The 25,953-nt window shown below is 73.4% G+C and carries 20 protein-coding genes; 15 read left to right on the top strand and 5 right to left on the bottom strand.

Going from position 1 to position 25,953, the window contains the following annotated elements; genetic code table 11:
- Positions 1-101 precede the first annotated feature (101 nt).
- The 7 genes from IF29_RS0125305 to IF29_RS0125275 all read left to right on the top strand — a co-directional run bounded on the left by IF29_RS0125305 (position 102) and on the right by IF29_RS0125275 (position 7,896).
- Complete coding sequence (locus tag IF29_RS0125305; protein ID WP_030259231.1) at positions 102-2,930, top strand: FtsK/SpoIIIE family DNA translocase; 2,829 nt, start codon at positions 102-104, stop codon at positions 2,928-2,930.
- Between the two features lie 220 nt (positions 2,931-3,150).
- Entirely contained in the window at positions 3,151-4,071 is a 921-nt protein-coding gene (locus IF29_RS0125300; protein ID WP_030259229.1) for a RodZ domain-containing protein, read from the top strand.
- A 104-nt stretch (positions 4,072-4,175) separates the two neighbouring features.
- Positions 4,176-5,699 (top strand): 30S ribosomal protein S12 methylthiotransferase RimO, encoded by a 1,524-nt coding sequence (gene rimO, locus IF29_RS0125295; protein ID WP_030259222.1) that lies wholly within the window; start codon positions 4,176-4,178, stop codon positions 5,697-5,699.
- Positions 5,700-5,767: 68 nt separating this feature from the next.
- The gene (pgsA, locus tag IF29_RS0125290; RefSeq protein WP_051725936.1) at positions 5,768-6,376 is read left to right on the top strand and encodes a CDP-diacylglycerol--glycerol-3-phosphate 3-phosphatidyltransferase; all 609 of its coding nucleotides are present in this window, start codon (positions 5,768-5,770) and stop codon (positions 6,374-6,376) included.
- Complete coding sequence (locus IF29_RS0125285) at positions 6,373-6,867, top strand: CinA family protein (protein ID WP_030259218.1); 495 nt, start codon at positions 6,373-6,375, stop codon at positions 6,865-6,867. The genes pgsA and IF29_RS0125285 overlap by 4 nt, the downstream gene beginning before the upstream one ends.
- 192 nt (positions 6,868-7,059) lie before the next feature.
- Entirely contained in the window at positions 7,060-7,416 is a 357-nt protein-coding gene (locus IF29_RS0125280; protein ID WP_030259216.1) for a helix-turn-helix domain-containing protein, read from the top strand.
- A gap of 189 nt (positions 7,417-7,605) precedes the next feature.
- Positions 7,606-7,896 carry a hypothetical protein gene (locus tag IF29_RS0125275; protein WP_157623917.1) on the top strand — a complete coding sequence of 97 codons (291 nt, stop codon included), beginning with the start codon at positions 7,606-7,608 and terminating at the stop codon, positions 7,894-7,896.
- On the opposite strand, the gene IF29_RS0125270 is transcribed toward IF29_RS0125275, so the two are convergent.
- Positions 7,893-12,545: an ATP-dependent helicase gene (locus tag IF29_RS0125270; protein ID WP_084714900.1), complete on the bottom strand. Its 4,653-nt coding sequence runs from the start codon at positions 12,543-12,545 to the stop codon at positions 7,893-7,895. The two genes, IF29_RS0125275 and IF29_RS0125270, sit on opposite strands and share 4 nt — an antisense overlap.
- Positions 12,546-12,751: 206 nt before the next feature.
- Between IF29_RS0125270 and IF29_RS0125265 the strand changes: the two genes are divergently transcribed.
- The 6 genes from IF29_RS0125265 (at position 12,752) to rny (ending at position 19,327) form a co-directional block, all read left to right on the top strand.
- Positions 12,752-14,299 carry a S8 family peptidase gene (locus IF29_RS0125265; RefSeq protein ID WP_084714898.1) on the top strand — a complete coding sequence of 516 codons (1,548 nt, stop codon included), beginning with the start codon at positions 12,752-12,754 and terminating at the stop codon, positions 14,297-14,299.
- A 30-nt stretch (positions 14,300-14,329) separates the two neighbouring features.
- On the top strand, positions 14,330-14,524 hold the full coding sequence (locus tag IF29_RS0125260) for a DUF3046 domain-containing protein (RefSeq protein WP_030259206.1): 195 nt from the start codon (positions 14,330-14,332) through the stop codon (positions 14,522-14,524).
- 30 nt (positions 14,525-14,554) lie between these two features.
- Positions 14,555-15,790 (top strand): AI-2E family transporter, encoded by a 1,236-nt coding sequence (locus IF29_RS0125255; RefSeq protein WP_063757594.1) that lies wholly within the window; start codon positions 14,555-14,557, stop codon positions 15,788-15,790.
- Positions 15,791-15,916: 126 nt separating this feature from the next.
- A complete protein-coding gene (gene recA, locus IF29_RS0125250) occupies positions 15,917-17,107 on the top strand; it encodes a recombinase RecA (protein WP_030259202.1) in 1,191 nt (396 codons plus the stop codon).
- Positions 17,108-17,109: 2 nt separating this feature from the next.
- Positions 17,110-17,781, top strand: a complete 672-nt coding sequence (gene recX, locus IF29_RS0125245; protein ID WP_380524528.1) for a recombination regulator RecX — start codon at positions 17,110-17,112, stop codon at positions 17,779-17,781.
- A gap of 121 nt (positions 17,782-17,902) precedes the next feature.
- Complete coding sequence (rny, locus tag IF29_RS0125240; RefSeq protein WP_030259198.1) at positions 17,903-19,327, top strand: ribonuclease Y; 1,425 nt, start codon at positions 17,903-17,905, stop codon at positions 19,325-19,327.
- 158 nt (positions 19,328-19,485) lie between these two features.
- Here the strand turns inward: rny and IF29_RS0125235 are convergent, their stop codons facing one another.
- The 4 genes from IF29_RS0125235 to IF29_RS0125215 all read right to left on the bottom strand — a co-directional run bounded on the left by IF29_RS0125235 (position 19,486) and on the right by IF29_RS0125215 (position 23,465).
- Positions 19,486-19,887, bottom strand: a complete 402-nt coding sequence (locus IF29_RS0125235) for a rhodanese-like domain-containing protein (RefSeq protein WP_380524531.1) — start codon at positions 19,885-19,887, stop codon at positions 19,486-19,488.
- Positions 19,888-19,889: 2 nt separating this feature from the next.
- Entirely contained in the window at positions 19,890-20,411 is a 522-nt protein-coding gene (locus tag IF29_RS0125230; RefSeq protein WP_030259193.1) for a cupin domain-containing protein, read from the bottom strand.
- A 494-nt stretch (positions 20,412-20,905) separates the two neighbouring features.
- Positions 20,906-22,528 carry an FAD-dependent monooxygenase gene (locus tag IF29_RS0125220; protein WP_051725931.1) on the bottom strand — a complete coding sequence of 541 codons (1,623 nt, stop codon included), beginning with the start codon at positions 22,526-22,528 and terminating at the stop codon, positions 20,906-20,908.
- 193 nt (positions 22,529-22,721) lie between these two features.
- Positions 22,722-23,465: an amino acid ABC transporter ATP-binding protein gene (locus IF29_RS0125215; RefSeq protein ID WP_030259186.1), complete on the bottom strand. Its 744-nt coding sequence runs from the start codon at positions 23,463-23,465 to the stop codon at positions 22,722-22,724.
- Positions 23,466-23,730: 265 nt separating this feature from the next.
- Between IF29_RS0125215 and IF29_RS0125210 the strand changes: the two genes are divergently transcribed.
- Both IF29_RS0125210 and IF29_RS0125205 read left to right on the top strand, forming a co-directional pair.
- On the top strand, positions 23,731-24,486 hold the full coding sequence (locus IF29_RS0125210) for a response regulator transcription factor (RefSeq protein ID WP_030259183.1): 756 nt from the start codon (positions 23,731-23,733) through the stop codon (positions 24,484-24,486).
- A complete protein-coding gene (locus tag IF29_RS0125205; protein WP_030259181.1) occupies positions 24,486-25,922 on the top strand; it encodes a sensor histidine kinase in 1,437 nt (478 codons plus the stop codon). The genes IF29_RS0125210 and IF29_RS0125205 overlap by 1 nt, the downstream gene beginning before the upstream one ends.
- Positions 25,923-25,953 lie beyond the last annotated feature (31 nt).

Below are 25,953 nucleotides of genomic sequence, written 5' to 3'. Positions count from 1 at the left end.
CTGCGGCTGACCGATCGTCATCTCTTCCGACACGCGACACACCCCGGGCAACCGGACGCTGCACATGTTGCACCGGACCCACCACCGGTAACCTGAGCCGCATGGCCACACGCATGTCCGGAAGCAGCTCGCGTTCCCCAGGCGCGGGGGCGGCGCGGAAGGCCGCCGCCGGACCTGCCAAGAAGGCCGCACCCGCGAAGAAGGCGGCGGCGAAGAAGCCGTCCCCCGCCAAGAAGACCGCGGCTGCGAAGAAGGCCGCCGCCCCCGCCAAGCCCCCGGCCCCGCCGAAGCCACTGCCCTACCGCGCGGTGCGCGGCACCTGGCTGGGGATGGCGCACGGGGTGGGCGCGATGGCCCGCGGCGTCGGCGACGGCGCCAAGGGGCTGCACCCGGCGCACCGCAAGGACGGCCTGGCCCTGCTGCTGGTCGCGCTGGGCCTGCTGATCGCGGCCGGCTCCTGGTCGGATCCGCAGGGGTGGCTCGGCATCGCGGTCACCAACATCGTCAAGGGCGCCTTCGGACGGCTGTCCGTGGTGGTGCCGATACTGCTGGCCGGCGTCGCGGTCCGACTGATGCGCCATCCGGAGCGGCCCGAGGCGAACGGACGCATCGTCATCGGCCTGGGCGCGCTCAGCCTCGGCGTCCTCGGCCTGGTGCACATCGGCTGCGGTGCGCCCGGGATGAGCGCGGGGGCCACCCACATCAGGAACTCCGGCGGCCTGATCGGCATGGCCGCCTCGCGTCCGCTGATGGCGGCGGCCGGACCGGTGCTGGCCGTACCGCTGCTGCTGATCGTGGCCTTCTTCGGACTGCTGGTGGTCACCGCCACGCCGGTGAACCAGATCCCGCAGCGGCTCCGGCTGCTGGCCGAGCGGCTGTCCCTGGTGGAGCCGCTCGCCCCGAACCACGGCGACCGTTCCGACGGCGACCTGGACGGCCTGGGCTTCGTCACCGACTACGAGGGCGGCCCCGAGGACGGCGAGTTCTCCGGCGAGCCCGGGACGCCCGCCGAGCGCGCCGCGCTGCTGGCCAAGCGCGAGCGGCTGGAGCAGGAGGGCGCGCTGCCGCGCCGCCGCCGACCCCGCCGGCGCCAGGGCGCCGCGCCGGAGCCGCAGGGCCTGCCCGGCGGCCTGGACGCGATCGACGTGGCCGCCGCCGCGGCGGCCGACCTGGACGGTGCGCTGCTCAACGGCGTGCTGGTGAACGGGGTGCAGCCGTCCTCCTCGCTGGCGGACGTGCTGAACCGGGTGAAGGACCGGACGCCTCCGAGCGACGCCGGGCCTGCCGTCCCGCTCACCAAGGGCGAGGAGCCGGCCGAGGTCCCGCCCGCGCGGCGCGAGGACTCCGCCGACAACCCGGCCGACAACCCGGCCGGGCCCGAGGGCTCCCCGGCCGGCGAGCCGCCCGCCGCCGAGGGCGGCACCATCCCGCCGCTGCGCTCCGAGCAGCTGCGCCTGCCGGCCGACACCACCTACCAGCTGCCCTCGCCGGACCTGCTCACCCGGGGCGGCCCGGGCAAGGCCCGCAGCAAGGCCAACGACGACGTGGTGGCCGCGCTCACCGCGGTCTTCGCCGAGTTCAAGGTGGACGCCAAGGTCACCGGCTTCACCCGGGGCCCGACGGTCACCCGCTACGAGGTCGAACTGGGCCTGGCGGTGAAGGTCGAGCGGATCACCAGCCTGGCCCGCAACATCTCCTACGCGGTCGCCAGTCCCGACGTCCGGATCATCAGCCCGATCCCGGGCAAGTCCGCCGTCGGCATCGAGATCCCCAACACCGACCGGGAGATGGTCAACCTCGGGGACCTGCTGCGCTCGCCGATCGCCACCGGGGACCCGCACCCGATGATCGTGGGCATGGGCAAGGACGTCGAGGGGCAGACCAGCGTCGCCAACCTGGCGAAGATGCCGCACATCCTGGTGGCCGGCGCCACCGGCGCGGGCAAGTCCTCCTGCATCAACTGCCTGATCACCTCGATCCTGATGCGGGCCACCCCGGAGGAGGTCCGGCTGGTCCTGGTCGACCCCAAGCGGGTCGAGCTGACCGCCTACGAGGGCGTGCCGCACCTGATCACCCCGATCATCACCAACCCCAAGAAGGCCGCCGAGGCGCTGCAGTGGGTGGTCCGCGAGATGGACCTGCGCTACGACGACCTGGCCGCCTTCGGCTTCCGGCACGTCGACGACTTCAACAAGGCGGTGCGCAGCGGCAAGGTGCAGCCGCCGCTGGGCAGCGAGCGGGTGCTGGAGCCCTATCCGTACCTGCTGGTGATCGTGGACGAGCTGGCCGACCTGATGATGGTGGCCCCGCGCGACGTCGAGGACTCCATCGTCCGGATCACCCAGCTGGCCCGCGCCGCCGGCATCCACCTGGTGCTGGCCACCCAGCGCCCCTCGGTGGACGTGGTCACCGGTCTGATCAAGGCGAACGTCCCGTCCCGGCTGGCCTTCGCGACCTCCTCGCTGGCCGACAGCCGGGTCATCCTGGACCAGCCCGGCGCGGAGAAGCTGATCGGCAAGGGCGACGCGCTGTTCCTGCCGATGGGCGCGGGCAAGCCGACCCGGATGCAGGGCGCCTTCGTGACCGAGGAGGAGATCGCCCTCGTCGTCGACCACTGCAAGGCGCAGACCCAGGCCGAGTACCGCGACGACGTCACGGTGGGCAGCGCCCCCAGGAAGGAGATCGACGAGGAGATCGGCGACGACATGGACCTGCTGGTTCAGGCCGCCGAGCTGGTGGTCACCTCCCAGTTCGGCTCGACCTCGATGCTGCAGCGCAAGCTGCGGGTCGGTTTCGCCAAGGCCGGCCGGCTGATGGACCTGATGGAGTCCCGCAACATCGTCGGTCCCAGCGAGGGCTCCAAGGCGCGCGACGTCCTGGTCCAGCCCGACGAGCTCGACGCGATTCTGCTCACCCTCCGGGGGGAATGATCGCCCCAGGGCGCATCGCCGGTGCCCCGGCCGCCGTTGGTCGGGGTGTCGGAGGGCCGCGGGTCCCGCGCCCCTGACCGACCGTCACCACCGCTGCCGGGTCGCTCCGCGTCATCCGGACGGCCGTCTCCTCTTTCGGCCGTATCCGGGTTGATGACCTCTCGGGGTCGCCCCATAGACTGACAGCACAGCAGGTGGCCAACGCTCGAAAGGCGCCATTGTGACCATCGGCAAGTCCCCTTCCGGAGACCCCGGCCGAGCCGCGCGACCCAAGGCCGCGAAGCCGTCCGGTCCCGCCGCGGCGAACAACAGCTCGAAGAACAGCACGGCGAAGAGTTCCGCACCGCAGGCCGGCCAGAGCAAGCCCAAGGGCCCGTCCGCGAGCGCCGAGCCGACGATCGGTCAGGTGCTCGGTTCGGCACGTCTCGCGGCCGAGCTCACCGTCGAGGAGGTCAGCGCCGAGACCCGGGTCCGGGTGCCGCTGATCCAGGCGGTGGAGGAGGACGACTTCGACCGCTGCGGCGGCGACTTCTACGCCCGCGGGCACATCCGCGCGATCTCCCGGGCGGTCGGCGCGGACGGCGAGGCGCTGGTCGCCCGCTACGACGCGGCCCATGGCGGTGCGCCCTCGGCGGCCCGTCCGGTCGCCGCCTTCGAACCGCAGAAGATCCGCGCCGAGCGGCGCCGCCCCAACTGGACCGGCGCGATGGTCGCGGCGATCGTCGTGGTCGTCGCGGTGATCGGTTTCAACCTGGCGGCCGGCAAGGACAAGACCCCCACGGCGGAGGCCGCGGTGGTGCCCTCGGCGCACCCCTCGGCCACGGTGGCGCCGAAGAAGCCGGCGCCGGTCAAGCCCAGCCCGGTGGCGGCGGCCCCGGCCGGCCGGGTCACCCTCAAGGTGAGCGCGGAGTCCGGGGACAGCTGGCTGCTGGTGAAGAACAGCAAGGGCGACCAGCTCTTCCAGGGTGATCTGGCCAAGGGCGACTCCAAGGTCTTCACCGACCCGAAGAGCCTCAAAGTGGTCTACGGCGACGGCGGCGCGGCGCACCTCTGGGTGAACGGCAAGGACCTCGGCACCGCCGGCGACGACGGCCAGGTGGTCAAGGCGACGTACACCCCGGGCGACCCGCAGGCCGGGTGACCTGGCCGAGCGCGGTGGCGGACGAGGGCCCACGGGACAAGATCGACGACGTCCCTGTGGGCCCTTCGCGTCACCGGCCTGAAAACCTCGGTAATCTTGGCGTCATGTCCCAACGCCGCACAGTCGCCCTTGTCACGCTCGGATGCGCCCGCAACGAGGTGGATTCCGAGGAACTCGCCGGGCGCCTGGAGGCCGACGGCTGGGAGCTGGTCCTCGACGCCGCGGACGCCGACGTCGCGGTGGTGAACACCTGCGGCTTCGTCGAGGCGGCGAAGAAGGACTCGGTGGACGCCCTGCTGGAGGCGAACGACCTCAAGGGCCACGGCCGCACCCAGGCGGTCGTCGCCGTCGGCTGCATGGCCGAGCGCTACGGCAAGGAGCTGGCCGAGGCGCTGCCGGAGGCCGACGCCGTGCTCGGCTTCGACGACTACGCCGACATCACCGACCGGCTGCAGACCATCCTCTCCGGCGGCAAGCACACCTCGCACGTCCCCAGGGACCGCCGCAAGCTGCTGCCGCTGAGCCCGGTCGAGCGGCAGGCCGCCGCCGAGGGCGGGGCGGTCGCGCTGCCCGGCCACGGTGCGGAGGCGCCGGCCGCCGCCGTCGCCCCGGTCGAGGAGACGCCGATCGCCGACCTCCCGGAGGGCCTGGCCCCGGTCTCCGGGCCGCGGGTGCTCCGCCGCCGGCTCGACGACAGCCCGGTGGCCTCGGTGAAGCTGGCCTCGGGCTGCGACCGCCGCTGCTCCTTCTGCGCCATTCCGGCCTTCCGCGGCTCCTTCCTCTCCCGCCGTCCCTCGGACGTGCTCAACGAGGCCCGCTGGCTCGCCGAGCAGGGGGTCCGCGAGATCATGCTGGTCAGCGAGAACAACACCTCCTACGGCAAGGACCTGGGCGACATCCGGCTGCTGGAGACGCTGCTGCCGGAGCTGGCCGCGATCGAGGGGCTGCAGCGGGTGCGGGTCAGCTACCTGCAGCCCGCCGAGATGCGTCCCGGCCTGGTCGACGCGCTGACCGCCACCCCCGGCGTGGTGCCCTACTTCGACCTCTCCTTCCAGCACTCGGCGGCCAATGTGCTGCGCCGGATGCGCCGCTTCGGCGACACCGACCGCTTCCTCGCGCTGCTGGACCAGATCCGGGCCAAGGCACCGGAGGCGGGCGCCCGCTCCAACTTCATCGTCGGCTTCCCCGGCGAGACCGAGGCCGACCTGGCCGAGCTGGAACGCTTCCTCACCCACGCCCGGCTGGACGCCATCGGGGTCTTCGGCTACTCCGACGAGGACGGCACCGAGGCGGCCGACTACGACGGCAAGCTCCCCGAGGACGTGGTCGCCGAGCGGCTGGCGAAGATCAGCCGGCTGGCCGAGGAGATGACCGCGCAGCGCGCCGAGGAACGGATCGGCAGCACGGTGACGGTCCTGGTCGAGTCGATCGACGAGGACGGTGACGGGGACGGCTCGGTGATCGGCCGCGCCGAGCACCAGGCCCCGGAGACCGACGGCATCACCTCGCTGACCGGCGACCTGGACGGGGTGAAGGTCGGCGACCTGCTCACGGCCAAGGTCGTGGCCAGCGAGGGCGTGGACCTGATCGCCGAGGTGCTGGGGACGGCTGCCGGGGTGGGCGCGTGATCGGAGGCGCCGAGGGGGGAGTCAGAGGCCGCGCTACGGCTGGTGACGGCACCGAGAAGGCTGCGCAGGTGGACGTGGAGGTCCTGGACGACTCCGAGGACCGGCCCGGCCTGTGGAACATCCCCAACATGCTGACCATGCTGCGGCTGCTGATCGTCCCGGTCTTCGCCGCGCTGCTGCTGGCCGGCGGCGGCCACGACCCCAAATGGCGATCGGTGGCCTGGGCGTCCTTCGCCATCGCCATGATCACCGACCTCTTCGACGGTGAGCTGGCCAGGCGGATGGGCCTGGTCAGCGACTTCGGCAAGATCGCGGACCCGATCGCGGACAAGGCGATCATGGGTACGGCGCTGGTCGCGCTGTCCGCGCTGGGCGATCTGCCCTGGTGGGTGACGATCGTCATCCTGTTCCGCGAGATCGGGATCACCCTGATGCGGTTCTGGGTGATCCGGCACGGGGTGATCCCGGCCAGTCGCGGCGGCAAGCTGAAGACCCTCACCCAGGGCATCGCCGTGGGCATGTACGTGCTGGTGCTGACCGGGCCGCTGGCGAGCGCCCGGGCCTGGCTGATGGGGCTCGCGGTGATCCTGACTGTGGCCACCGGCGTCGACTACGTCCGCCAGGCCGTGGTGCTGCGCCGGGCCGGGCTGGCCCGGGAGCGGGCGGCCGCCTCGTGAGCGACGGGGCCGAGGAGGTACTGGCGGCGCTGGTGGCGGCCGGGGCGACGGTGGCCGTGGCCGAATCGCTCACCGGCGGTCTGCTGGCGGCCGAGCTGGTCGCGGTCCCCGGGGCCTCCCGGGCCTTCCGGGGCTCGGTCACCGCCTACGCCACCGAGCTCAAGGGCTCGGTGCTCGGGGTGGACCCGGACCTGCTCGCCGCGAAGGGTGCTGTGGACCCCACCGTGGCGGTGCAGATGGCCGAGGGCGTACGGCGGCTGATGGCGGCGGACTACGGGGTCGCCACCACCGGGGTCGCCGGTCCCGACCCCCAGGACGGGCACCCGGTGGGGACCGTACACCTAGCGGTCGCGGGGCCGGGGGGAGTATTCGGCTCTTCACTCGTGTTGTCACAGGGGCGTGCCACAATCCGACGCAGAACCGTGGAGGCCGCGCTCGGGCTGCTGGGCGAGGCACTGCGATCCGGCAACAGCGATGCTCCGGAGGGTTAGCGAGGGTGGTCCCACCGGGAATAGGAACAAGTGACGGACCGAAAACGGCGGACGTCCATACCGCGAACAGCAGGGGAGGGGCCATGGATACAGCTCAGAGTGAACACGACCGGGCTCCCCGCACGCGACGCGGGCCAAGCGGTACGGTGGGGCAGTGACGTCTCGAGCCGCGGTCCAAGGAGGGAGCCACCGATGATCCTGCTCCGTCGTCTGTTGGGTGACGTGCTGCGTCGGCAGCGCCAGCGCCAGGGCCGCACCCTGCGCGAGGTCTCTGCCGCCGCCCGGGTTTCGCTCGGCTACCTGTCCGAGGTGGAACGCGGTCAGAAGGAGGCCTCCTCCGAGCTGCTCTCCGCCATCTGCGACGCCTTGGACGTGCGTATGTCCGAGGTCATGCGTGAGGTGAGCGACGAGCTCTCGCTCGCCGAGCTGGCCGCCGGCGAGCCGGTGCGACCGGTCCTGGTCGAGCCGGTGCCGGTACCCGCCGGTGCGCCCGATCGAATGCCGTCGCTGGTTCCCAAGTCCAGCGCAATGGATGTCGTCGCAGCCTGACGACCCCCGGCACTGATGCGCCGGTGACTCCCATCCGGAGTCACCGGCGCACTGTTTTGGTCGCGCGCCGTTCTGTGCGCTGCGTCACACTGCCATCACTCTTCTGCGATCTGCCCGATTTGTCGGTATCTGACTAGGATGGAATTTCTGCCCCGCCGCTTCTCGGCGGGCTCTCCAAGGCGGTGCTGAATGAGACGGCCCTCGATAGCCGGTGGACTCCCGCGCCGGAGCCCGCTGGTGTGGGGGCTGACCGCGCTGCTCACCCTGGCCTGCTGGGGCGCCCTGCTCGGCGGGGTGTTCAGCGCCCGCAGCGGCGTCGGGCTGATGTTCGCCGGGGGCTGGACGCTGAGCCTGCTGCCGGTGCACAGCGCCCGCTTCCGCCCCCGTCCGATCCGTCGGCGCCCCGTGCGCCCGGGGCAGGCGGCGGGTGCGGAGGCGACGGCGGTGGATGCGGCCGAGGCGGAGCCGGGCCCCGGCTAGGCCCGGAGTCGGAGGCCGCGCGGGGTGGGGTGGAATCCGGCGGCTTCCAGGGGGGCGCTCAGCACGGAGGTGAGCGCGTCCTCGCCGTTGATGCGTTCGATGGTGAGCGTCGGCAGCGCGCCGGCGTGCAGGGCGCGGGTGAGCGCGTCGGCGGCCAGCCGCAGGGTGCTCTCGTCCGGTGCCCAGGTGAGCATGGACTTGCCGCCGCGCTCCAGGTAGACGGTCAGCTCGCCGTCCAGCAGCACCACCAGGGCGCCGGCCTTGCGTCCCGGTTTGTGACCGGGGGACTGCCCGGTGGGGGCCTCCGGCCAGGGCAGGGCGGCCCCGTAGGCATTGGCCGGGTCGGCGGCGGCGAGGACCACCGCGCCGGCCGCGCCGTCGTCGGGGCCGCCGTTCCCGGAGAGCCTGGCCGCGACGGCGCGCAGCCGGTCGATGGCGCCGTCGGTGGCGAACTGGGCCGCGCCCAGGCCCTCGACGACGTAGCCGCGCCTGGTCCGGCCGTTCTCCTCGAAGGCGGTCAGCACCCGGTACACCCCGGCGAAACCCCCCGGTGCGCGCTCGGCCTGGACCGCGCCGCGGGTGACCACCCCGTGGCGGTCCAGCAGCGTCTGGGCCAGGGCGTGGGTGCGCTGGGTCGGATCGGCGAGCGGTACCGGCAGCAGCGACCAGCGTCCGGCCGTGGTCGGCAGGGAGGCGCTGCGGGCGGCGGGGCGCGCGCTGCCGTAGCGGGGGCGCGGAGCCGCGCGGGGGGTGCGGTGGGCGGTGGCGCCGGCCGTGCGCCCCGAGCCCAGTAGCGCGCGCAGCGGTGCCAGCGTGTCATTGCTGAGGTACCCGGCCCAGGCCAGGTCCCAGAGCGCGGTGGCCAGCTCCACCGGGGTGGCCGTCAGGCCCTGCTGCTGGACCTGGTCGGCGATCTGCCGGAAGAACAGGCCGTAGCCCGGAGCCAGCGCCGCCAGCAGGGCGCGGTGCAGCGGTGTCTGCTCCAGCGGCAGCGCGGCGGGGAGCAGCAGCGGCGCGGTGTCGGCCGGGGCGAGGGTGATCCAGCCGTCCTTGCCGGGGAGCGCGCCGGCGCCGCACCAGAGCACCTCGCCGGCGGCGGTGAGCTCGTCCAGCAGCGCCGGGCTGTAGTCGGCGACCCGGGACGGCAGCACCATCCGCTCCAGCGCCGAGGCCGGCACCGGCGTGCCCTGCAACTGCTCGACCGCCCGCAGCAGGCCGTCGACGCCGCGCAGCCGGTGCGCGCCCAGGTGCTGCCACTGCGGCAGGAAGGCGGCCAGGGCGCGCGGTGGCACCGGTTCGACCTCGTGCCGGAGCGCGGCCAGCGAGCGCCGCCGCAGCCGCCGCAGCACCTCGGCGTCGCACCACTCCGCACCGGAGCCGCCCGGGCGGAACTCGCCCTGGACCATCCGGCCGTGCGCGGCCAGCCGCTGCAGGGTGCCCTGGACGACCGCCGGTCCCAGCCCGAAGCGGGCGGCGGCGTCATGGACGGTGAAAGGACCGTGGGTGCGGGCGTGCCGGGCCAGCAGGTCCCCGAGGGGGTCCTTGACCGGCTCGGTGAAGGCCTCGGGGACGCCGACGGGCAGCGGCGTGCCCAGGGCGTCGCGGAGCCGTCCGGCGTCCTCGATCGCGGCCCAGCGCTGCTCCCCGGCGATCCTGACGGTGATGATCCGGCGGGCGGCTTCGAGCTCTGCCGGCCAGTCGGCGGCGCAGCCGCGGTCGGCGAGCTCGGCGGCGGAGAGCGGCCCCAGCAGCCGCAGCGCGTCGGCCAGGCCCTCGGCGTCCTTGATCCGCCGCTCCGGGGTGAGCCGCTGCAGCTCGGACTCCAGCTCGGCCAGCACCGCCGGGTCGAGCAGTTCCCGCAGCTCGGCCTGGCCCAGCAGCTCGGCGAGCAGTCGGGAGTCCAGGGCCAGCGCGGCGGCGCGGCGCTCGGCGAGCGGGGAGTCGCCCTCGTAGAGGAACTGGGCGACGTAGCCGAACAGCAGTGAGCGGGCGAACGGCGACGGCTCCGGGGTGGTGACCTCGACCATCCTGACCCGGCGCGACTCGATGTCGCCCATCAGCTCGACCAGCCCGGGCACGTCGAAGACGTCCTGCAGGCACTCGCGGACCGCCTCCAGGACGATCGGGAAGGAGCCGAACTCGCTGGCCACCTGCAGCAGTTGGGCCGAGCGCTGGCGCTGCTGCCAGAGCGGGGTGCGGCGGCCGGGGCTGCGCCGGGGCAGCAGCAGGGCGCGGGCCGCGCACTCGCGGAAGCGGGAGGCGAACAGGGCCGAGCCGCCGACCTGGTCGGTGACGGTCTGTTCGATCTGGCCCGGGTCGAAGACGGTCGCCTCGGCGCCGATCGGGGCCTCGTCGGCGGCCGTCCCGACCGGGGCCAGGGGTGCGTCGGGATCGGGGAAGTCCATCAGGTCGGCGTCCGGCAACCGCAGCACGATGCCGTCGTCGGCGTGCATGACCTGGGCGTCCAGGCCGTGCTTCTCGGCCAGCCTGGCGCCCAGCGCCAGTGCCCAGGGGGCGTGCACCTGGGCGCCGAAGGGGGAGTGGACCACGATCCGCCAGTCGCCCAGCTCGTCCCGGAAGCGTTCCACCACGATCGTGCGGTCGTCGGGCAGGTGTCCGGTGGCCTGGCGCTGCTCGGCCAGGTAGGAGAGCAGGTTGGACGCCGCCCAGTCGTCCAGGCCGGCGCCGTGCAGTCTGGCGGTGGCGGCCTCGGGGTCCAGCCCGCCGAGCTCGCGCAGGAAGGCGCCCAGCGCCCGGCCCAGCTCCAGCGGGCGGCCCAGCGAGTCGCCGTGCCAGAACGGCAGCTTGCCGGGGACGCCGGGGGCGGGCGAGACCAGCACCCGGTCGTGGGTGATGTCCTCGATCCGCCAGGAGGAGGTGCCCAGGGTGAAGACGTCGCCGACCCGGGACTCGTAGACCATCTCCTCGTCCAGTTCCCCGACCCGGCCACCGCCCTTCTTGGGGTCCTGTCCGGCCAGGAAGACCGCGAACAGGCCGCGGTCGGGGATGGTGCCGCCGGAGGTGACCGCCAGCCGCTGGGCGCCGGGCCGTCCGGTGACGGTCCCGGCGACGCGGTCCCAGACGATCCGGGGGCGCAGCTCGGCGAAGGCGTCGGAGGGGTAGCGCCCCGCCAGCATGTCCAGCACGGCCTCGAAGGCGGACTGGGGCAGCGCGGCGAACGGGGCGGCCCGGCGGACCAGGCCCAGCAGCTCGTCCACATCCCAGCCGTCCATCGCGGTGATCGCGACGATCTGCTGGGCCAGCACGTCCAGCGGGTTGCGCGGGATCCGCAGCGACTCGATGGCGCCGCTGCGCATCCGCTCCACCACCACGGCGGCCTGCACCAGGTCGCCCCGGTACTTGGGGAAGACCACCCCGGTCGAGACCGCGCCGACCTGGTGCCCGGCCCGGCCGACCCGCTGCAGTCCGGAGGCGACCGAGGGCGGCGACTCGACCTGGACCACCAGGTCGACCGCGCCCATGTCGATGCCCAGCTCCAGGCTGGAGGTGGCGACCACGGCCGGGAGCCGGCCGGACTTCAGCTGCTCCTCGACGTCGGCTCGCTGCTCCTTGGAGACGGAGCCGTGGTGCGCCCTGGCCAGCACCGGGGGAGCGGCCTTGTTCACCCCGGACTGCGCCATCAACTGCGCCGGGGCGTGCACGTCGGCCAGCGAGTCTCCGGTGGTCCGCTCGAAGGCGATCTCGTTGAGCCGCCCGCAGAGGCGTTCGGCGAGCCGGCGGGAGTTGGCGAAGACGATGGTGGAGCGGTGCTCCTGGACCAGGTCGGTGATCCGCTCCTCGACATGGGGCCAGATGGAGGCGTTCTTCTCGGGCTGTTCGGCGTCCGGTCTGCCGCCGGAGAGCTCGCCCAGATCCTCGACCGGGACGACCACGGAGAGGTCGAAACGCTTCTCGGAGGGCGGCTGAACGATCGTCACCCTGCGCTGCGGGCTGAGGAAGCGGGCCACCTCGTCGACCGGGCGCACCGTGGCGGACAGGCCGATCCGCCGGGCCGGGGCGGGCAGCAGCTGGTCCAGGCGCTCCAGGGTGAGCGCCAGGTGCGCGCCGCGCTTGGTCCCGGCGACGGCGTGGACCTCGTCCAGGATCACCGTCTCGACACCGCGCAGCGCCTCCCGGGCGGCCGAGGTGAGGATCAGGAAGAGCGACTCAGGGGTGGTGATCAGGATGTCCGGGGGGTGGGTGGCGAAGCGCCGCCGCTCGGCCGCCGGGGTGTCGCCCGAGCGGATGCCGACCTCGATCTCCGGCTCGGGCAGGCCCAGCCGCTGGGCGGCCTGGCGCAGGCCCGCCAGCGGGGCGCGGAGGTTGCGCTGGACGTCGACGGCCAGCGCCTTGAGCGGTGACACGTAGAGCACCCGGCAGCGCTTGCGGTTCTCGGCAGGCGGCGGGGTGAGCGAGAGCCGGTCCAGGGCGGAGAGGAACGCCGCGAGGGTCTTGCCGGAGCCGGTCGGGGCCACCACCAGCACGTCGGAGCCCTCGCCGATGGCGCGCCAGGCCCCGGCCTGGGCGGCGGTCGGCGCGGTGAAGGCGCCGCGGAACCACTCGCGCGCGGGCGCGCCGAAGCCGGCCAGCGGGTCGGACGCCCCGTCGGGGCTGGCGCCGGCGGGGCGGGGGAGGTCGGTTCCGGCCATGCACACCATCCTGCACCGCGGCACTGACACTGCGGCACTCACACTGCGGCACCGACAGCGCGGCGCCGAAGAGGGCGAGGCGGTGGCGGGGGCCGGGCTGCGGCCGGGCGGCCGAACAGGGCGAGCGCGATCGGATATCCACTCATATCGTATGAATATCCCTGGTCCCACCGTGACGACCAGGGCTTTCTCGATCTGGAGGCCGCGTGCGTGCAGTGAGCGAGGAATGGGGAGCGGGCCGCGGCGCGGGTCGCACCGCCGGGCTCGCCCGCTGCGCCGCCGTCCTGGCGCTGGCCGGGGTGCTGCTCGGCGGCGCGGTCCCCTACGACTCGGCCGGCACCAGGCTCTCGCTCAGCTACCTGGTGGTGGGCCGTCAGAGCGGCCCCGGCGCGCTGCCCGCGCTGGAGCGTGCCGTGCGCGACGGCGGTGGCCGGGTGGTCGCCGAGTACCCCCAGATCGGTACGGTGCTGGCGTACGCCGGCGACGCCGACTTCGCGGCGCGGGTGCGCCGGGAGCCCGGCGTGCTGGTCGCCGGTGCGAGCCGGACCGCTCCGTTCGCGGATTCGGGCGCCGGATCGTCCGGATCCTCCGGATCGGTCGCCACCGGCGCCTCCGGGCCGGGCCCGTCCGCCCAGGACTCGCTGCATCAAGACTCGCTACATCAAGACTCGCTACATCAAGACGCCGTGCACCAGGACGACACCCCGCCCGCGCCAGACCCGCACGGCCAGCCGCAGTGGAACCAGCGGATGATGGCGGGCGGCCCGCTCCCGTCGGCGGCGGCGCTGCGCGGCACCGTGGTCGCGGTGCTCGACTCCGGGGTCGACGACACCCATCCGGACCTGCGCCAGGCCGTCGACCCCAGCGCCTCGGCGTCCTGCGCCACCGGCAGCCCCGACAGCGCCCCCGGCGCCTGGCGGCCCGACCCCCAGGTGGGGGAGAGCGGCCACGGCACCCACGTCAGCGGCATCATCGCCGCCGACCGGCCCGGCGACGGCGTGGCCGGGGTGGCCCCGGGCGTGCGGATCGCCGCCGTGCGGCTGCTGGGCCCGGCCGGGCAGTACTACGGCGAGAACATGGTCTGCGGCTTCCTCTGGGCGGCCGACCACGGCGCCCGGGTGATCAACGACAGCTACTTCTCCGACCCGTGGAAGTACAACTGCCCCGAGGACCCGGACCAGGCCGCCATCACCGCCGCCGTCGGCCGGGCGGTGGCCTACGCCCAGCGCCGCGGCGCCGTGGTGGTCGCCTCGGCCGGCAACGACGCCCAGGACCTGGGCGCCCCCCGCACCGACGACCGCAGCCCGAACGACCGGGCCGACGGCGCCCCGCAGCCCGACCGCCACCTCGGCGCCGAGTGCATCCGCCTCCCCGGCGGCCTGCCCGGAGTGGTGGACGTGACCGCGGTGGACGCCGACGGCAGCCTCGCCGGCTACTCCAACTGGGGCGAGGGCCGGGTGCAGCTGGCGGCGCCGGGCGGGGACCCGGACGGCGGACCCGACCAGTCCGTGGTGTCCGACTGGCCCGGCGGCGGCTACGCCGCCCTGGCCGGCACCTCCATGGCCGCCGCCCACGTCAGCGCCGCCGCGGCGGTGGAGGCGGCCCGGCACCCCGGGGACAGCAGCGCCGAACTGGTCCGGCTGCTGGAGCAGGCGGCGCTGCCGGTGCAGTGCCCGTCCGGGAACGTGGGCGGCAGCGGCTGCCCCGGGGCGGCCTACTACGGCTACGGGCTGGTCGAACTGCCGACCCGCTAGGCCGGTGGACGATGTCCGATACTGGACGCCATGCGCTTGACGGAGTTCTGGAAGAGGATGGACGCCCACTTCGGGGCGGGGTACGCGGACAGCTTCGCGCGGGACCACGTGATGACCGAACTGGGCGGCCGCACGGTGCACCAGGCCCTGGACGCGGGCTGGGAGGCCAAGGACGTCTGGCGGGTGGTCTGCACGGTCATGGACGTACCGGCCTCGCTGCGCTGAACCCGGCGGATTCTGGGACAGACTGGCCCGGTGGCAGCCACCGATGACATCTCCCAGGACCAGCGGTCCGCATCCGACCCGATAGCCCGTGAGCACCTCCTGCGCGGTATGCCGCGCTGGCTGCCCCGGGCGATGGTGGTCGGCCTGCTGCTGGTCGCCCTGTTCGAGCTGGCCAGCTGGGCCTTCCTGCAGCTGACCGGGTTCCTGTCGACCCTGCTGGTCTCCTTCGTCTTCTCGCTGGCCATGGAGCCGGCGGTGGACCGGATGGCGGCCCGCGGGATGCGGCGGGGGCTGGCGACCTTCCTGGTGTTCCTGGTCACCGTGGTGCTGGCGCTGGGCTTCGTCGCCGCGCTGGTGACCCTGCTGGTCGACCAGGTGGGCCAGGTCGCGGCGCAGTTGCCGCACCTGCTGGACTCGCTGATCGAGTGGGTCAACAGCACCTTCCACAGCGACTTCTCGATGGACAAGCTGCAGCAGACGCTGCTGAACAACGCGGGCAGCATCGAGCAGTACGCCCAGAAGGCCGCCAACAACATCTGGGGGGTGTCCAGCTCGCTGCTGGGCGGGCTGTTCCAGCTCTTCACCATCGCCCTGTTCACCTTCTACTTCACCGCCGACGGCCCCAGGATGCGGCGCGCCCTGTGCTCGATGCTGCCGCCGGCCCGGCAGGCCGAGGTGCTGCGGGCCTGGGAGATCGGCATCGAGAAGACCGGCGGCTACCTCTACTCGCGGGCGCTGCTGGCCGTGGTCTCGGCGCTGTCCCACTACGTGATGCTGAAGCTGCTGGGCATCCCGTACGCGGGGGCGCTGGCGGTGTGGGTCGGGGTGATCTCGCAGTTCATCCCCACCATCGGCACCTATCTGGCCGGGGCGCTGCCGATGCTGGTCGGGCTGACCGTGGACCCGATGGACGCCGTCTGGATCCTGATCTTCGTGGTGGTCTACCAGCAGGTCGAGAACTACCTGCTGCAACCGAGGATCACCGCGCGCACGGTGGAGATCCATCCGGCGGTGGCCTTCGGCTCGGTCATCGCCGGGGCGGCGCTGCTGGGGGCGGTCGGCGCGCTGATCGCGATCCCGGTGACGGCCACGCTGCAGGGATTCCTCGGCACCTACATTCGCCGTTACGAGGTGGTGGTGCCGACTACGGGGAGGGCGCGCGGAGGTGCGCGGCGCGCCGGTGCAGTTGGGGAAAGCCCAGCTCAGGAGGGTGGTCGCGGTGGGCAGGATGGGTCGGATGAGGGTAATGCGGGTGAATCGAACTGATGTTCCCTATACTGGGGAACGGCGAGTTGTCCACAGGGTCGGATCCGCACGGCGGCCGATTGTCAGTGGTGCGCGCTAGCGTCTTTGGTGATGAAGCGCTCAGCACAGACCCCCAGGACGGAATCCATGGCAGCGAATGACCGCGAGCGGGCCCTCGAGACCGCGCTCGCCCAGATTGAACGGCAGTTCGGCAAGGGCTCGGTGATGCGCCTCGGCGACGAGACGCGGGCCCCGATCGAGGTCATCCCGACCGGCTCGATCGCGCTGGACATCGCCCTCGGCGTCGGCGGCCTGCCGCGCGGCCGGGTGGTCGAGGTGTACGGACCGGAGTCCTCCGGCAAGACCACCCTCACCCTGCACGCGGTGGCCAACGCCCAGAAGGCCGGCGGCATCGTCGCCTTCATCGACGCCGAGCACGCGCTCGACCCCGACTACGCCAAGAAGCTCGGCGTGGACACCGACGCGCTGCTGGTCTCCCAGCCGGACACCGGTGAGCAGGCGCTGGAGATCACGGACATGCTGATCCGTTCCGGCGCGGTCGACCTGATCGTCATCGACTCGGTGGCGGCGCTGGTGCCCCGCGCCGAGATCGAGGGCGAGATGGGCGACTCGCACGTCGGTCTGCAGGCCCGGCTGATGAGCCAGGCGCTGCGCAAGATCACCGGTGCGCTGAGCCAGTCCAAGACCACCGCGATCTTCATCAACCAGCTCCGGGAGAAGGTCGGCGTGATGTTCGGCTCCCCGGAGACCACCACCGGTGGCCGGGCGCTGAAGTTCTACGCCTCGGTGCGGCTGGACATCCGCCGGATCGAGACCCTGAAGGACGGCACCGAGGCGGTCGGCAACCGCACCCGGGTCAAGGTCGTCAAGAACAAGGTCGCCTCGCCGTTCAAGCAGGCCGAGTTCGACATCATCTACGGCCAGGGCATCAGCCGCGAGGGCGGCCTGATCGACATGGGTGTGGAGCAGGGCTTCGTGCGCAAGGCCGGTGCCTGGTACACCTACGAGGGCGACCAGCTGGGGCAGGGCAAGGAGAACGCCCGCAACTTCCTCCGGGACAACCCCGAGCTGGCCGACGAGATCGAGAACAAGATCAAGGAGAAGCTGGGCGTCGGCCCGCGCAAGGTCGAGGGCTCCGCCGAGCCCGCGGTGAAGGAGATCACCCCGGTGGTGAAGTCGGTGACCACCCGGGCCAGCAAGGCCAGGGCGGAGAAGGCAGCCGCTGCCGCGGCGACCCCCGTGGTCCCTGAGCCCGCCGCCCCGGCCGCCGCTCCCGCGACGCCGGCCGAGCCGGTGACCGCCGCGGCCAAGTCCTGACCGTGCCGCCGGAACGCGAGGCCTGGGGGCCGCTCGACTGGTCGGTCAACGGTGTCGGTGGGGAGGAGTTCGACCTCCTCCCCGCCGACACCGAGCCCCTGCCTGCGTTCCTGCCGGCCGATGAGCAGCCCGAGGAGCAGGCCCCCGAGGGAGCCCCCGGGGAGCCCAAGGACCCGGTCGCGCAGGCGAAGGCGATCTGCCTGCGGCTGCTCACCGGATCGTCGAAGACCCGGAAGCAGCTCGCGGACGCGATGCGCAAGCGGGAGATCCCGGACGACATCGCCGAGCAGGTGCTCGACCGCTACGAGGAGGTCGGGCTGATCGACGACAGCGCCTTCGCCGGCGCCTGGGTGGAGTCGCGGCACCGCGGCCGGGGCCTGGCCCGCCGGGCCCTGGCGATGGAGCTGCGCAGTCGGGGTGTGGACAACGGAGTGGTGGCCGAGGCCGTCGCCCAGCTCGATCCGGAACGCGAGGCGGACACGGCGCGGGGGCTGGTCGAGCGCAAGCTGCGTTCGACCCGCGGCCTGGAGCGGCAGGTCCGGATCCGACGCCTGGCCGGGATGCTCGCCCGGCGCGGCTACTCGGAGGGGCTGGCGCTGCGGGTCGTCCGTGCCGCATTGGACCGGGAGCAGGAGTTGGAGCTGGAGCAGGAAGAGGGGGATCCATTGGCGTGAACGCTCGGAGGACGGGGCAAGGAGGTTGTGTGAACGGGCTGGTGACGAATGGTCAGATCTGATCGCTATCTTGACCGTTTCGTAACCTACCCGTAGCCTCACCTTCAGTGAGGGAGGGCCCATGGAGATCGCGCTTGTCGTATTGGCCGGTCTGGCCCTGGCGGCGCTGTTGTATGCCGCCTTCACCCACCGCCGCCGCAGTCGCGAGGAGCGCGAGGAAGCGGCCAGGCTGCGCATCGAGTGGGAACGCCGGGAACTCCGCAGTGCCGAGCGCGAACGCCGGCTGGACGAGGAGCAGCGGCGCCTGCACAACTGCGCGGTCGACGCGGCCGAGATCCAGGCCGTTCTCGCCCGGCAGCGTGAGGAGCTGCGGGCCGAGGCGGCCATGGCGGAGGCCGAACGGCGGCTGGCCCTGGAGCGGGTCGCCGGTCTGAGCGGTGCCCAGGCCAGGGCCGAGATCGTGCACGCGGCCGAGGAACAGGCCAAGCGGGAGGCGGTCCGGACGGTCCGCGAGATCGAGCGCAGGGCGCGAGCCGAGGGCGAGGCCCGGGCCCGGGAGATCGTCGCCACCGCCGTCCAACGGGTGGCCGCCCAGCAGACCGCCGAGTCGGTGGTCACCACGGTGCGGCTGCCGGGGGACGAGATGAAGGGCCGGATCATCGGCCGCGAGGGCCGCAACATCCGCTCCTTCGAGTCCGTCACCGGCGTCAGCCTGGTGATCGACGACACCCCCGCATCGGTGCTGCTGTCCTGCTTCGACCCGGTGCGCAGGGAGGTCGGCCGGCTGACGCTGGAGGCACTGGTGGCCGACGGCAGGATCCAGCCGCTGCGGATCGAGGAGGAGTACGAGCGCAGCCTGGCCGCGGTGGAGCGGCAGTGCGAGCGCGCGGCCGAGGACGCGCTCGCCGAGATCGGTGTCGGTGAGATGCACCCGGAACTGCTGCGGCTGCTGGGCCGGCTCCGCTACCGCACCTCCTACGGGCAGAACGTGCTGGGCCATCTCGTCGAGTCCGCCCACATCGCCGGGATGATGGCAGCCGAGCTGCGGGTGGACCCGGCACTGGTGAAGCGCTGCACGCTGCTCCACGACGTGGGCAAGGCGGTCACCCACGAGGTGGAGGGCAGCCATGCGTTGATCGGCGCCGAGCTGGCCCGCCGCTACGGCGAGGCCGACGAGGTCGTCCATGCGATAGAGGCGCACCACAACGAGGTCGACCCGCAGACCGTCGAGGCGGTGCTGACCCAGGCGGCGGACGCCTGCTCCGGCGGGCGGCCCGGCGCGCGCCGGGAGTCGCTGGAGCTTTACGCCCGCAGGCTGGAGCGGCTGGAGCAGATCGCCCGCCGGCACGAGGGCGTGCACAAGGTCTTCGCCATGCAGGCCGGGCGCGAGGTCAGGGTGATGGTGCTGCCGGAGGCCGTGGACGACCTCCAGGCGCAGGTCATCGCCCGTGACGTGGCCAAGCAGGTGGAGGAGGAGCTGACCTACCCCGGGCAGATCCGGATCACCGTGATCAGGGAGAGCCGGGCCACGGAGTTCGCCCGGTAGGGCCTTCGGCTGCAGGCCGTAGATGGCTGGTCGCGCAGTTCCCCGCGCCCCTAAGGGGGCTGCAACTGACCCACTGCGAGAAAGTTGCACTAATCAGGGGCGCGGGGAACTGCGCGACAAGCCCACTACGGTCCGCAGCCGACCGCCGTCAGAACCCCCTACTCGCCCACCGCGTCCGGCGCCGTCACCGGCAGCCCCGCCGCCGCCCAGGCCTGGAACCCGCCGATCAGGTCGGTGGCCCGGCTCAGCCCCAGCGCCTGGAGCGAGCGCGCGGCCAGGCTGGAGGCGTAACCCTCGTTGCAGACCACGATGACCTGCAGATCGTGCCCGGTGGCCTCCGGCAGCCGGTAGTCGCACAGCGGGTCCAGCCGCCACTCCAGCTCATTGCGCTCCACCACCAGCGCACCGGGCACGGTGCCGTCCCGGTCCCGGAGCGCCGCGTAGCGGATGTCCACCAGCACCGCCCCGGACTCGGCCACCGCCGCGGCGGCCTGCTCGGGGCTCAGCCGGTCCAGCTTCTCGCGCTCGCGTTCGAGCAGTTCGTCGATGCCGACCGCCACGGTCACCACTCCTCGGGGATCTCGACCAGCCTCAGCCGCAGCACGTCGCCGCTGCGCTCATAGCGTCGCAGCTTGGGCAGCGGCGGGTAGTAGCAGTGCACCGAGACGGCGTGCCGCTCGTCCGAGGGGTTGATCACCTGGTGCACATGGTGCGGGCCGAAGGAGCGGCCCCGGCCCTCGGGCAGGCTGCGCTGCCGGTCGACCCCCTCCTGCAGTTCCAGGCTGCGCCAGCCGTCGGTGGGGATGGGCAGCCCCAGCGACAGCTCGCTGAGCTCGCCGTCGGCGGTGACGAACGCGCCGCTGGATCCGCCGTGGTCGTGCCAGCCGGTCTCCGACCCGGGCGGCCAGCCGATCAGCCAGGCCTCGCTGCCGTGCGGACCCTCGATGCGGACCCAGGTGCGCTGCTCGGGGTCGAGCGGCAGCTGCGCCAGCACCTCCGGATCCGCGGCGGTCGCTCTGGCGAAGGCCAGCAGTTCGGTGAGGGTGGGGGCCGGCGTTTCCGTGCGGGTACGGGTGGTCGACATGGGGGCATCCTGGGGTCTGAAAAGGCGGCCGGATACGCGGAAGCGGTGCGCGGCGCTGCGCACTGGACGCGCTCACGGCGGCAGGGGGTGCCGACGGAGCGCGCTGCTACGGGTGCGTGGGTACGGCGCAGCAACCCCGGGAACCGGGGCGTGCGCGAGGGTGCGGCGAGGCGGCCGCGACAGGTGCGGTGGATCTACCGGGGCAGGACGGCTGCTAGCCGGCCGTACAGAGGGCGCCTACGTACCGGACCAGGTCCAGGTGGGCGCGCCGGACCAGACGGACGCTGGTCGCACCGGTGAGGGACAGCACTCCGACGTCCCGGGGGGCGACACCCGGGCTCTCCGCCGAAACTCCGAGTGGCCGAAGCCACCTGCACTGCTGCCGCATGGGCGTCAGTGAAGCACGGAGCAGGGTGATCGTCAATACTGATCAAGCGTCAGACGGCTGTGGATCTGCTGTGGAATCCCGCCGGATCCTGCCCCGTCGTACCCGCTCAGGCCCTGGCCCGGTCGCCCGCGACGCGCGCGTCGGCCGGCCGTGCCGCACCGGCGGACCGCGGGGTCGGCAGGTCCGCGGAGCCGCCGCGGGCCCGGTCGGCGAGCGCCCACAGGTCGTCCGGACGGCAGCCGCGGAGCGCGGCGACCAGATGGCCGTCCGGGCGGATCAGCAGCACGGTGTGCGGCGGCGCGGACGGGTAGTCCTCGGTGACCAGCAGTTCGGCGGGCAGCGGCAGTGCCCTGGTGGCCTCGCTGAGCTGCGGCATCAGACCGGCGCCGAGCCAGTGCTCGACCGCCCAGACCCCGGTGCCCGGCGCGACCAGGACCACCAGGAACCCCCGGCCCAGCCTGGCCCGCAGCCGGTCGGTGGAGCCGTCCGGGGTCACCACCGGCACGTCCGGGACGAGTACCCCGGGGCTGGTCGGCGAGAGCGCGGGGGTCAGTGAGGGACGGTTCCGCTCGGGGTAGGCCGGGGCCGCGCCCAGCCGGCCGCGGCCCAGGGTTCCGTCGGACAGCAGGGTGGCATTGCGGCGCAGCGAGCCGGAGAGCACGCTGCGCCGGGCCTCCAGCAACGGGGTGGCGGGCTCCAGCAGCGGCATGGCCTGGTCCACGGCCCGCAGCCGGGCGATCACCGAACTCCGCCGCTCCTGCTGATAGGTCGTCAGCAGCCGCTCGGTGGCGCAGTTGTGCCAGACCAGGGCGAGCTTCCAGGCCAGGTTGTCGGCGTCGCGCAGACCCTCGTCCAGGTTCTGCATCCCCAGCGCGCCGAGCAGGTGCGCCGCGTCCCCGGCCAGGAACACCCGACCGACCTGGAAGCGGGTGGCCAACCGCTGCTGCACCGTGTAGTCGGCGGTGGTGACCAGCTCGTACCCGGGGACGGTGCCCTCGTGCCAGCCGGCCAGGGTGGCCTGGAGCTGCTCGACCAGGGCGTCGGGGGCGAGCGGTCCGTGCCCGACCGGCAGCCGCCAGTCGAGCCGCCAGACGCCGTCCGGCAGCGGGCGGGCCGTCACCTCGCGGCTGACCTGGGCCCGGTCGCTGTGCGGATCCCGGTGCAGCCGGGCCTCGCCGGGGAACGGGAGGTCGACCCGGACGGTGGCGACGGCGTAGTGGTCGGCGGCGGTGCGGCCGGGAAAGCGCAGCTGCAGCTGCTTGCGCATGGTGGAGCGTGGTCCGTCGCAGCCCACCAGGTGGCTGCCGCGCCACCAGGTGCGCCGGGCGTGCACGCTGACCCCGTCCTCGTCCTGTTCGATCTCGCTGACCGGGGATTCGTGGACCAGCTCGATCAGCGGGGTGGCCGAGACGGCGTCGCGCAGCCCGCGCTCCAGCCGGTGCTGGGCCAGGTGCAGCAGCTCGTCGTCGGGCAGCGGCAGGTGCAGCAGCTCGCGGTTGCGCCGCAGGGTGCGCCAGGAGGTCCAGGCGCGGCCGTCGGCGGCGACCCGGCCGTAGCCGATCCTGGCCAGGAACTCGGTGGTGTCGGCGCGCAGTACGGTCGAGCGCGCCCCCTCGGGGGACACCCCGGCGCCGTCGTCCAGCACCACGGTGGGCACCTGGTGGCGCGCGAGCGCCAGAGCCAGCGCCAGCCCGACCGGGCCGGCGCCGACGATGATCACGGGGTCCACGGCTGCCTCTCGACTCCGACGGGGCCGCCCGCAGCCTTGGGTGCCGGCGGTCGCCGGACTTCTCGGTGCGGGCAGGACCGGTCCTGGAGTCACTGCAACAGATCGCCTGGTGCGGCGTCAAGCAGCTTCGGGGGTACGCCGGTTCGTGGCGCGGTCGACCCGCGCCCGCGCCGCGCCCGCCCCGGCGGGCACGTCAGCGCTGCGCGCCCCCGTTCGCCCCACCCGCCAGGAAGTCACGGGCCCGGGCGGTGCGCGGAGTGGTGAAGAACTCCTCGGGGGTGGCCCGTTCGATGATGCGGCCGCCGGCCATGAAGAGGATCCGGTCGGCGGCGGCGCGGGCGAAGGCGGGGTCGCTGGTGGCGAGCAGCGCCGCCATGCCCTCGGCGGCCAGTTCGCGCAGCACCGTGGGGGCGCCGGTGCCGCAGGGCTCGTCCAGCAGCAGCAGTCGGGGGTTGACCGCCAGGGCCCGGGCTATCGACACCAGCTGGCGCTGGCCGCTGGTCAGTTCCCAGGGGTAGCTGGCCGCGCAGTCGCCCGCTCCGACCCGTTCCAGCAGGACCTGGGCCCGCCGGGCGGCCTCGGCCTGGGTCAGCCGGCGCAGCCAGGCCTGTCCCAGGGCGACGTTCTGCAGCACGGTCCGATAGGCGAAGAGTTCGTCGGGGTCCCGGGCGGGTCGGCGGGTCCAGAGCAGCGGGCGCCGGCGGGGGAGCAGCTTGCGGCCCTCGACGCAGATGCTTCCCGAGTCGATCCGTTCGGCCCCGTTGATCGCCCGGAACAGGGTGGACTTCCCGGCGCCGAGCGGGCCGAGCACGGCGACGACCTCCCCGGCGCACAGGTCCAGGTCGATCTCGTGCAGGACCTGCACCAGTCCCTGGCGCTTGCTGACGCCGCGCAGGGTGACCAGGCTCGCGCCCTCCTGCTGCACGCCGTCGCGCACGTCGGTGCCCCCCTCGCCAACTGGTGATCACCTCAGACGATATGCCTGCTCGCAGGGGGGAAGCGAAACATCTGAGGGGGATTTGAGGTAGCGCCACCGGTGAGGTTCATCGCAGCTCGGTAACGGTCCGTGTGCTCCCGGGGACATCCTCTTGACCGGGAGGGCACAACCGGGATGGGGTACTGCACACGGGAGTGCCCGGCACCGGACCTCCCGGTACCGCCCCCGACCGGCCCCCGAGGCCCGCACCGCAGAGGAGTCGACCGTGCGCCTGCTCCTTGTCGAGGACGACGACCATGTGGCCGCAGCGCTGGTGGCCGTGCTGACCAAGCACGGTTTCGAGGTGCGCCACGCCAGGACCGGCAACGAGGCGCTGGACGCCCTGGTTCCGGACGGACGCGGCCCCTACCGGGTGGTGCTGCTGGACCTGGGGCTGCCCGACCGGGACGGTTTCGACGTCTGCGGTCAGATCCGCCGCCGCGGCGGCATCCCGGTGATCATGGTCACGGCCCGTTCGGACATCAACTCCCGGATCCACGGACTGAACCTCGGCGCCGACGACTACGTGGTGAAGCCCTACGACATGGGGGAGCTGCTGGCCCGGATCCACGCGGTGGCCCGGCGCGGCGCCGCCCCGCAGCCCGTCGCCGACCAGGCCCGCCCCGCCGAGACGGCCGCCGAGCGGATCAGCCGCTCCTGCGGTCTGCGGCTGGACCCCGCCGCCCGCAAGGCCCTGGTCCACGACCGGGACGTGCCGCTGACCCGCAAGGAGTACGACCTGCTGGCGCTGCTGGCGCAGAGCCCCGGGGTGGTGATCCGCCGCGAGCAGATCATCAGCGAGGTCTGGCGCAGCAGCTGGGAGGGGACCTCGCGGACCCTGGAGGTCCATGTCGCCTCGCTGCGGCAGAAGCTCGCCGTCCCCTCGCTGATCGAGACGGTGCGCGGGGTCGGCTACCGGCTGGTCGTCGAGCCCGCCGGTGAGCGGCGGCCGGGCCCGTCGGCCGCTCCGGCCGCTGGTTGATGCGCACCCGCCTGCTCGGCATCCTGCTCGCCCTGATGGCCTGCGTGCTGGTCGCCCTCGGTCTACCGCTGGCCATCAGCGAGGCCGCGGCCGAGCAGCAGCGCCTGGTGGTGGACCGGATCGACGACACCGCGCGCTTCGCCGCCCTGGCCCAGAACCCGATCGGCCAGTCCGGCACCCCGGCCGCGCAGGAGCAGCTGAACACGCTGATCACGGAGCTGCGCCGGTACTACGACGTGTACGGCATCAGGGCCGGGGTGTTCGGGCTCGACGGCAACCCGGTCACCGCCGACCCGTCCGACTGGACCGACGCCGCGCACGGCGCCTCGGCCCAGGCCTTCGCCGAGGCGCTGGACGGGCGCCGCAGCCATGACCCGGCGCAGGCCTGGCCCTGGCAGTCGCACCGCGAACTGGTGGTCGCCTCGCCGGTGGTGTGGGACGGGGACGTGGTCGCCGTGGTGGTCACCGAGTCCCCGACCGGGGCGCTGGACGCCCGGATCCTGCGCCGCTGGCTGCTGCTGGCCGGGGGTGAGGCGGGCGCCGTGCTGGTGGCCGTCGCGGCGGCGGTGCTGCTCACCGGCTGGGTGCTGCGTCCGGTCCAGGACCTGGACAAGGTGACCCATGACATCGCCACCGGACGGCTCGCCTCCCGGGTCGCCCCGGCCGGCGGCCCGCCCGAGCTGCGGCGGCTGGCCCGGGCCTTCAACGAGATGGCCGACCATGTCGAGCAGGTGCTGGACCAGCAGCGGGCCTTCGTCGCCGACGCCTCGCACCAGCTGCGCAACCCGCTCGCGGCGCTGATGCTGCGGGTCGAGGCGATGGGGATGGAACTGCCGGACGGCCACGAGGACGAGCTGGCCGGGGTCCGGGTCGAGGGGCGCAGGCTGGCCTCGGTCCTGGACGACCTGCTGGGGCTGGCCGTCGCCGAGAACGCGGGCCACGGCGCCGAGCCGACGGACCTGTCCGCGCTCGCCGCGGTACGGGTCGAGGGCTGGACGGCGCTGGCCGCCGAGCGCGGGGTCGGTCTGGACCTGGTGGAGCCGGCGGGACCGCTGCTGGGCCTGGCCGACCCGGTCGGGTACGGCAGTGCGCTGGACGCGGTGATCGACAACGCCCTCAAGTTCACCCCGGCCGGGGAGCGGGTGCGGGTAGCCGTGCTGGAGCGGAGTGCACCGGGACGGGTCGCGGTGGCGGTGTCGGACGCCGGGCCCGGGCTGACCGAGGAGGAGCTGGGCCGGATCGGCGACCGCTTCTGGCGCAGCCCGCGCCACCAGAACGTGGACGGCTCCGGTCTCGGCCTCTCCATCGCCAGGACCCTGCTCGCGGCCTCGGGGGGCTCGCTGGAGTTCACCCCCAACGAGCCCTGCGGGCTGACCGTCACCCTCACCGTCCCCTCCGCCGGAGGGTCCGGAGGGTCAGCGGGGCGGCGGGCCTGACCGACTGCCGCCTCCGCGGTTGACCTGCCGA

This window comes from Streptacidiphilus jeojiense (genome assembly GCF_000719095.1).
Taxonomy (GTDB): Bacteria; Actinomycetota; Actinomycetes; order Streptomycetales; family Streptomycetaceae; genus Streptacidiphilus; species Streptacidiphilus jeojiensis.
This window is presented reverse-complemented; position numbering and strand designations above follow the sequence as displayed.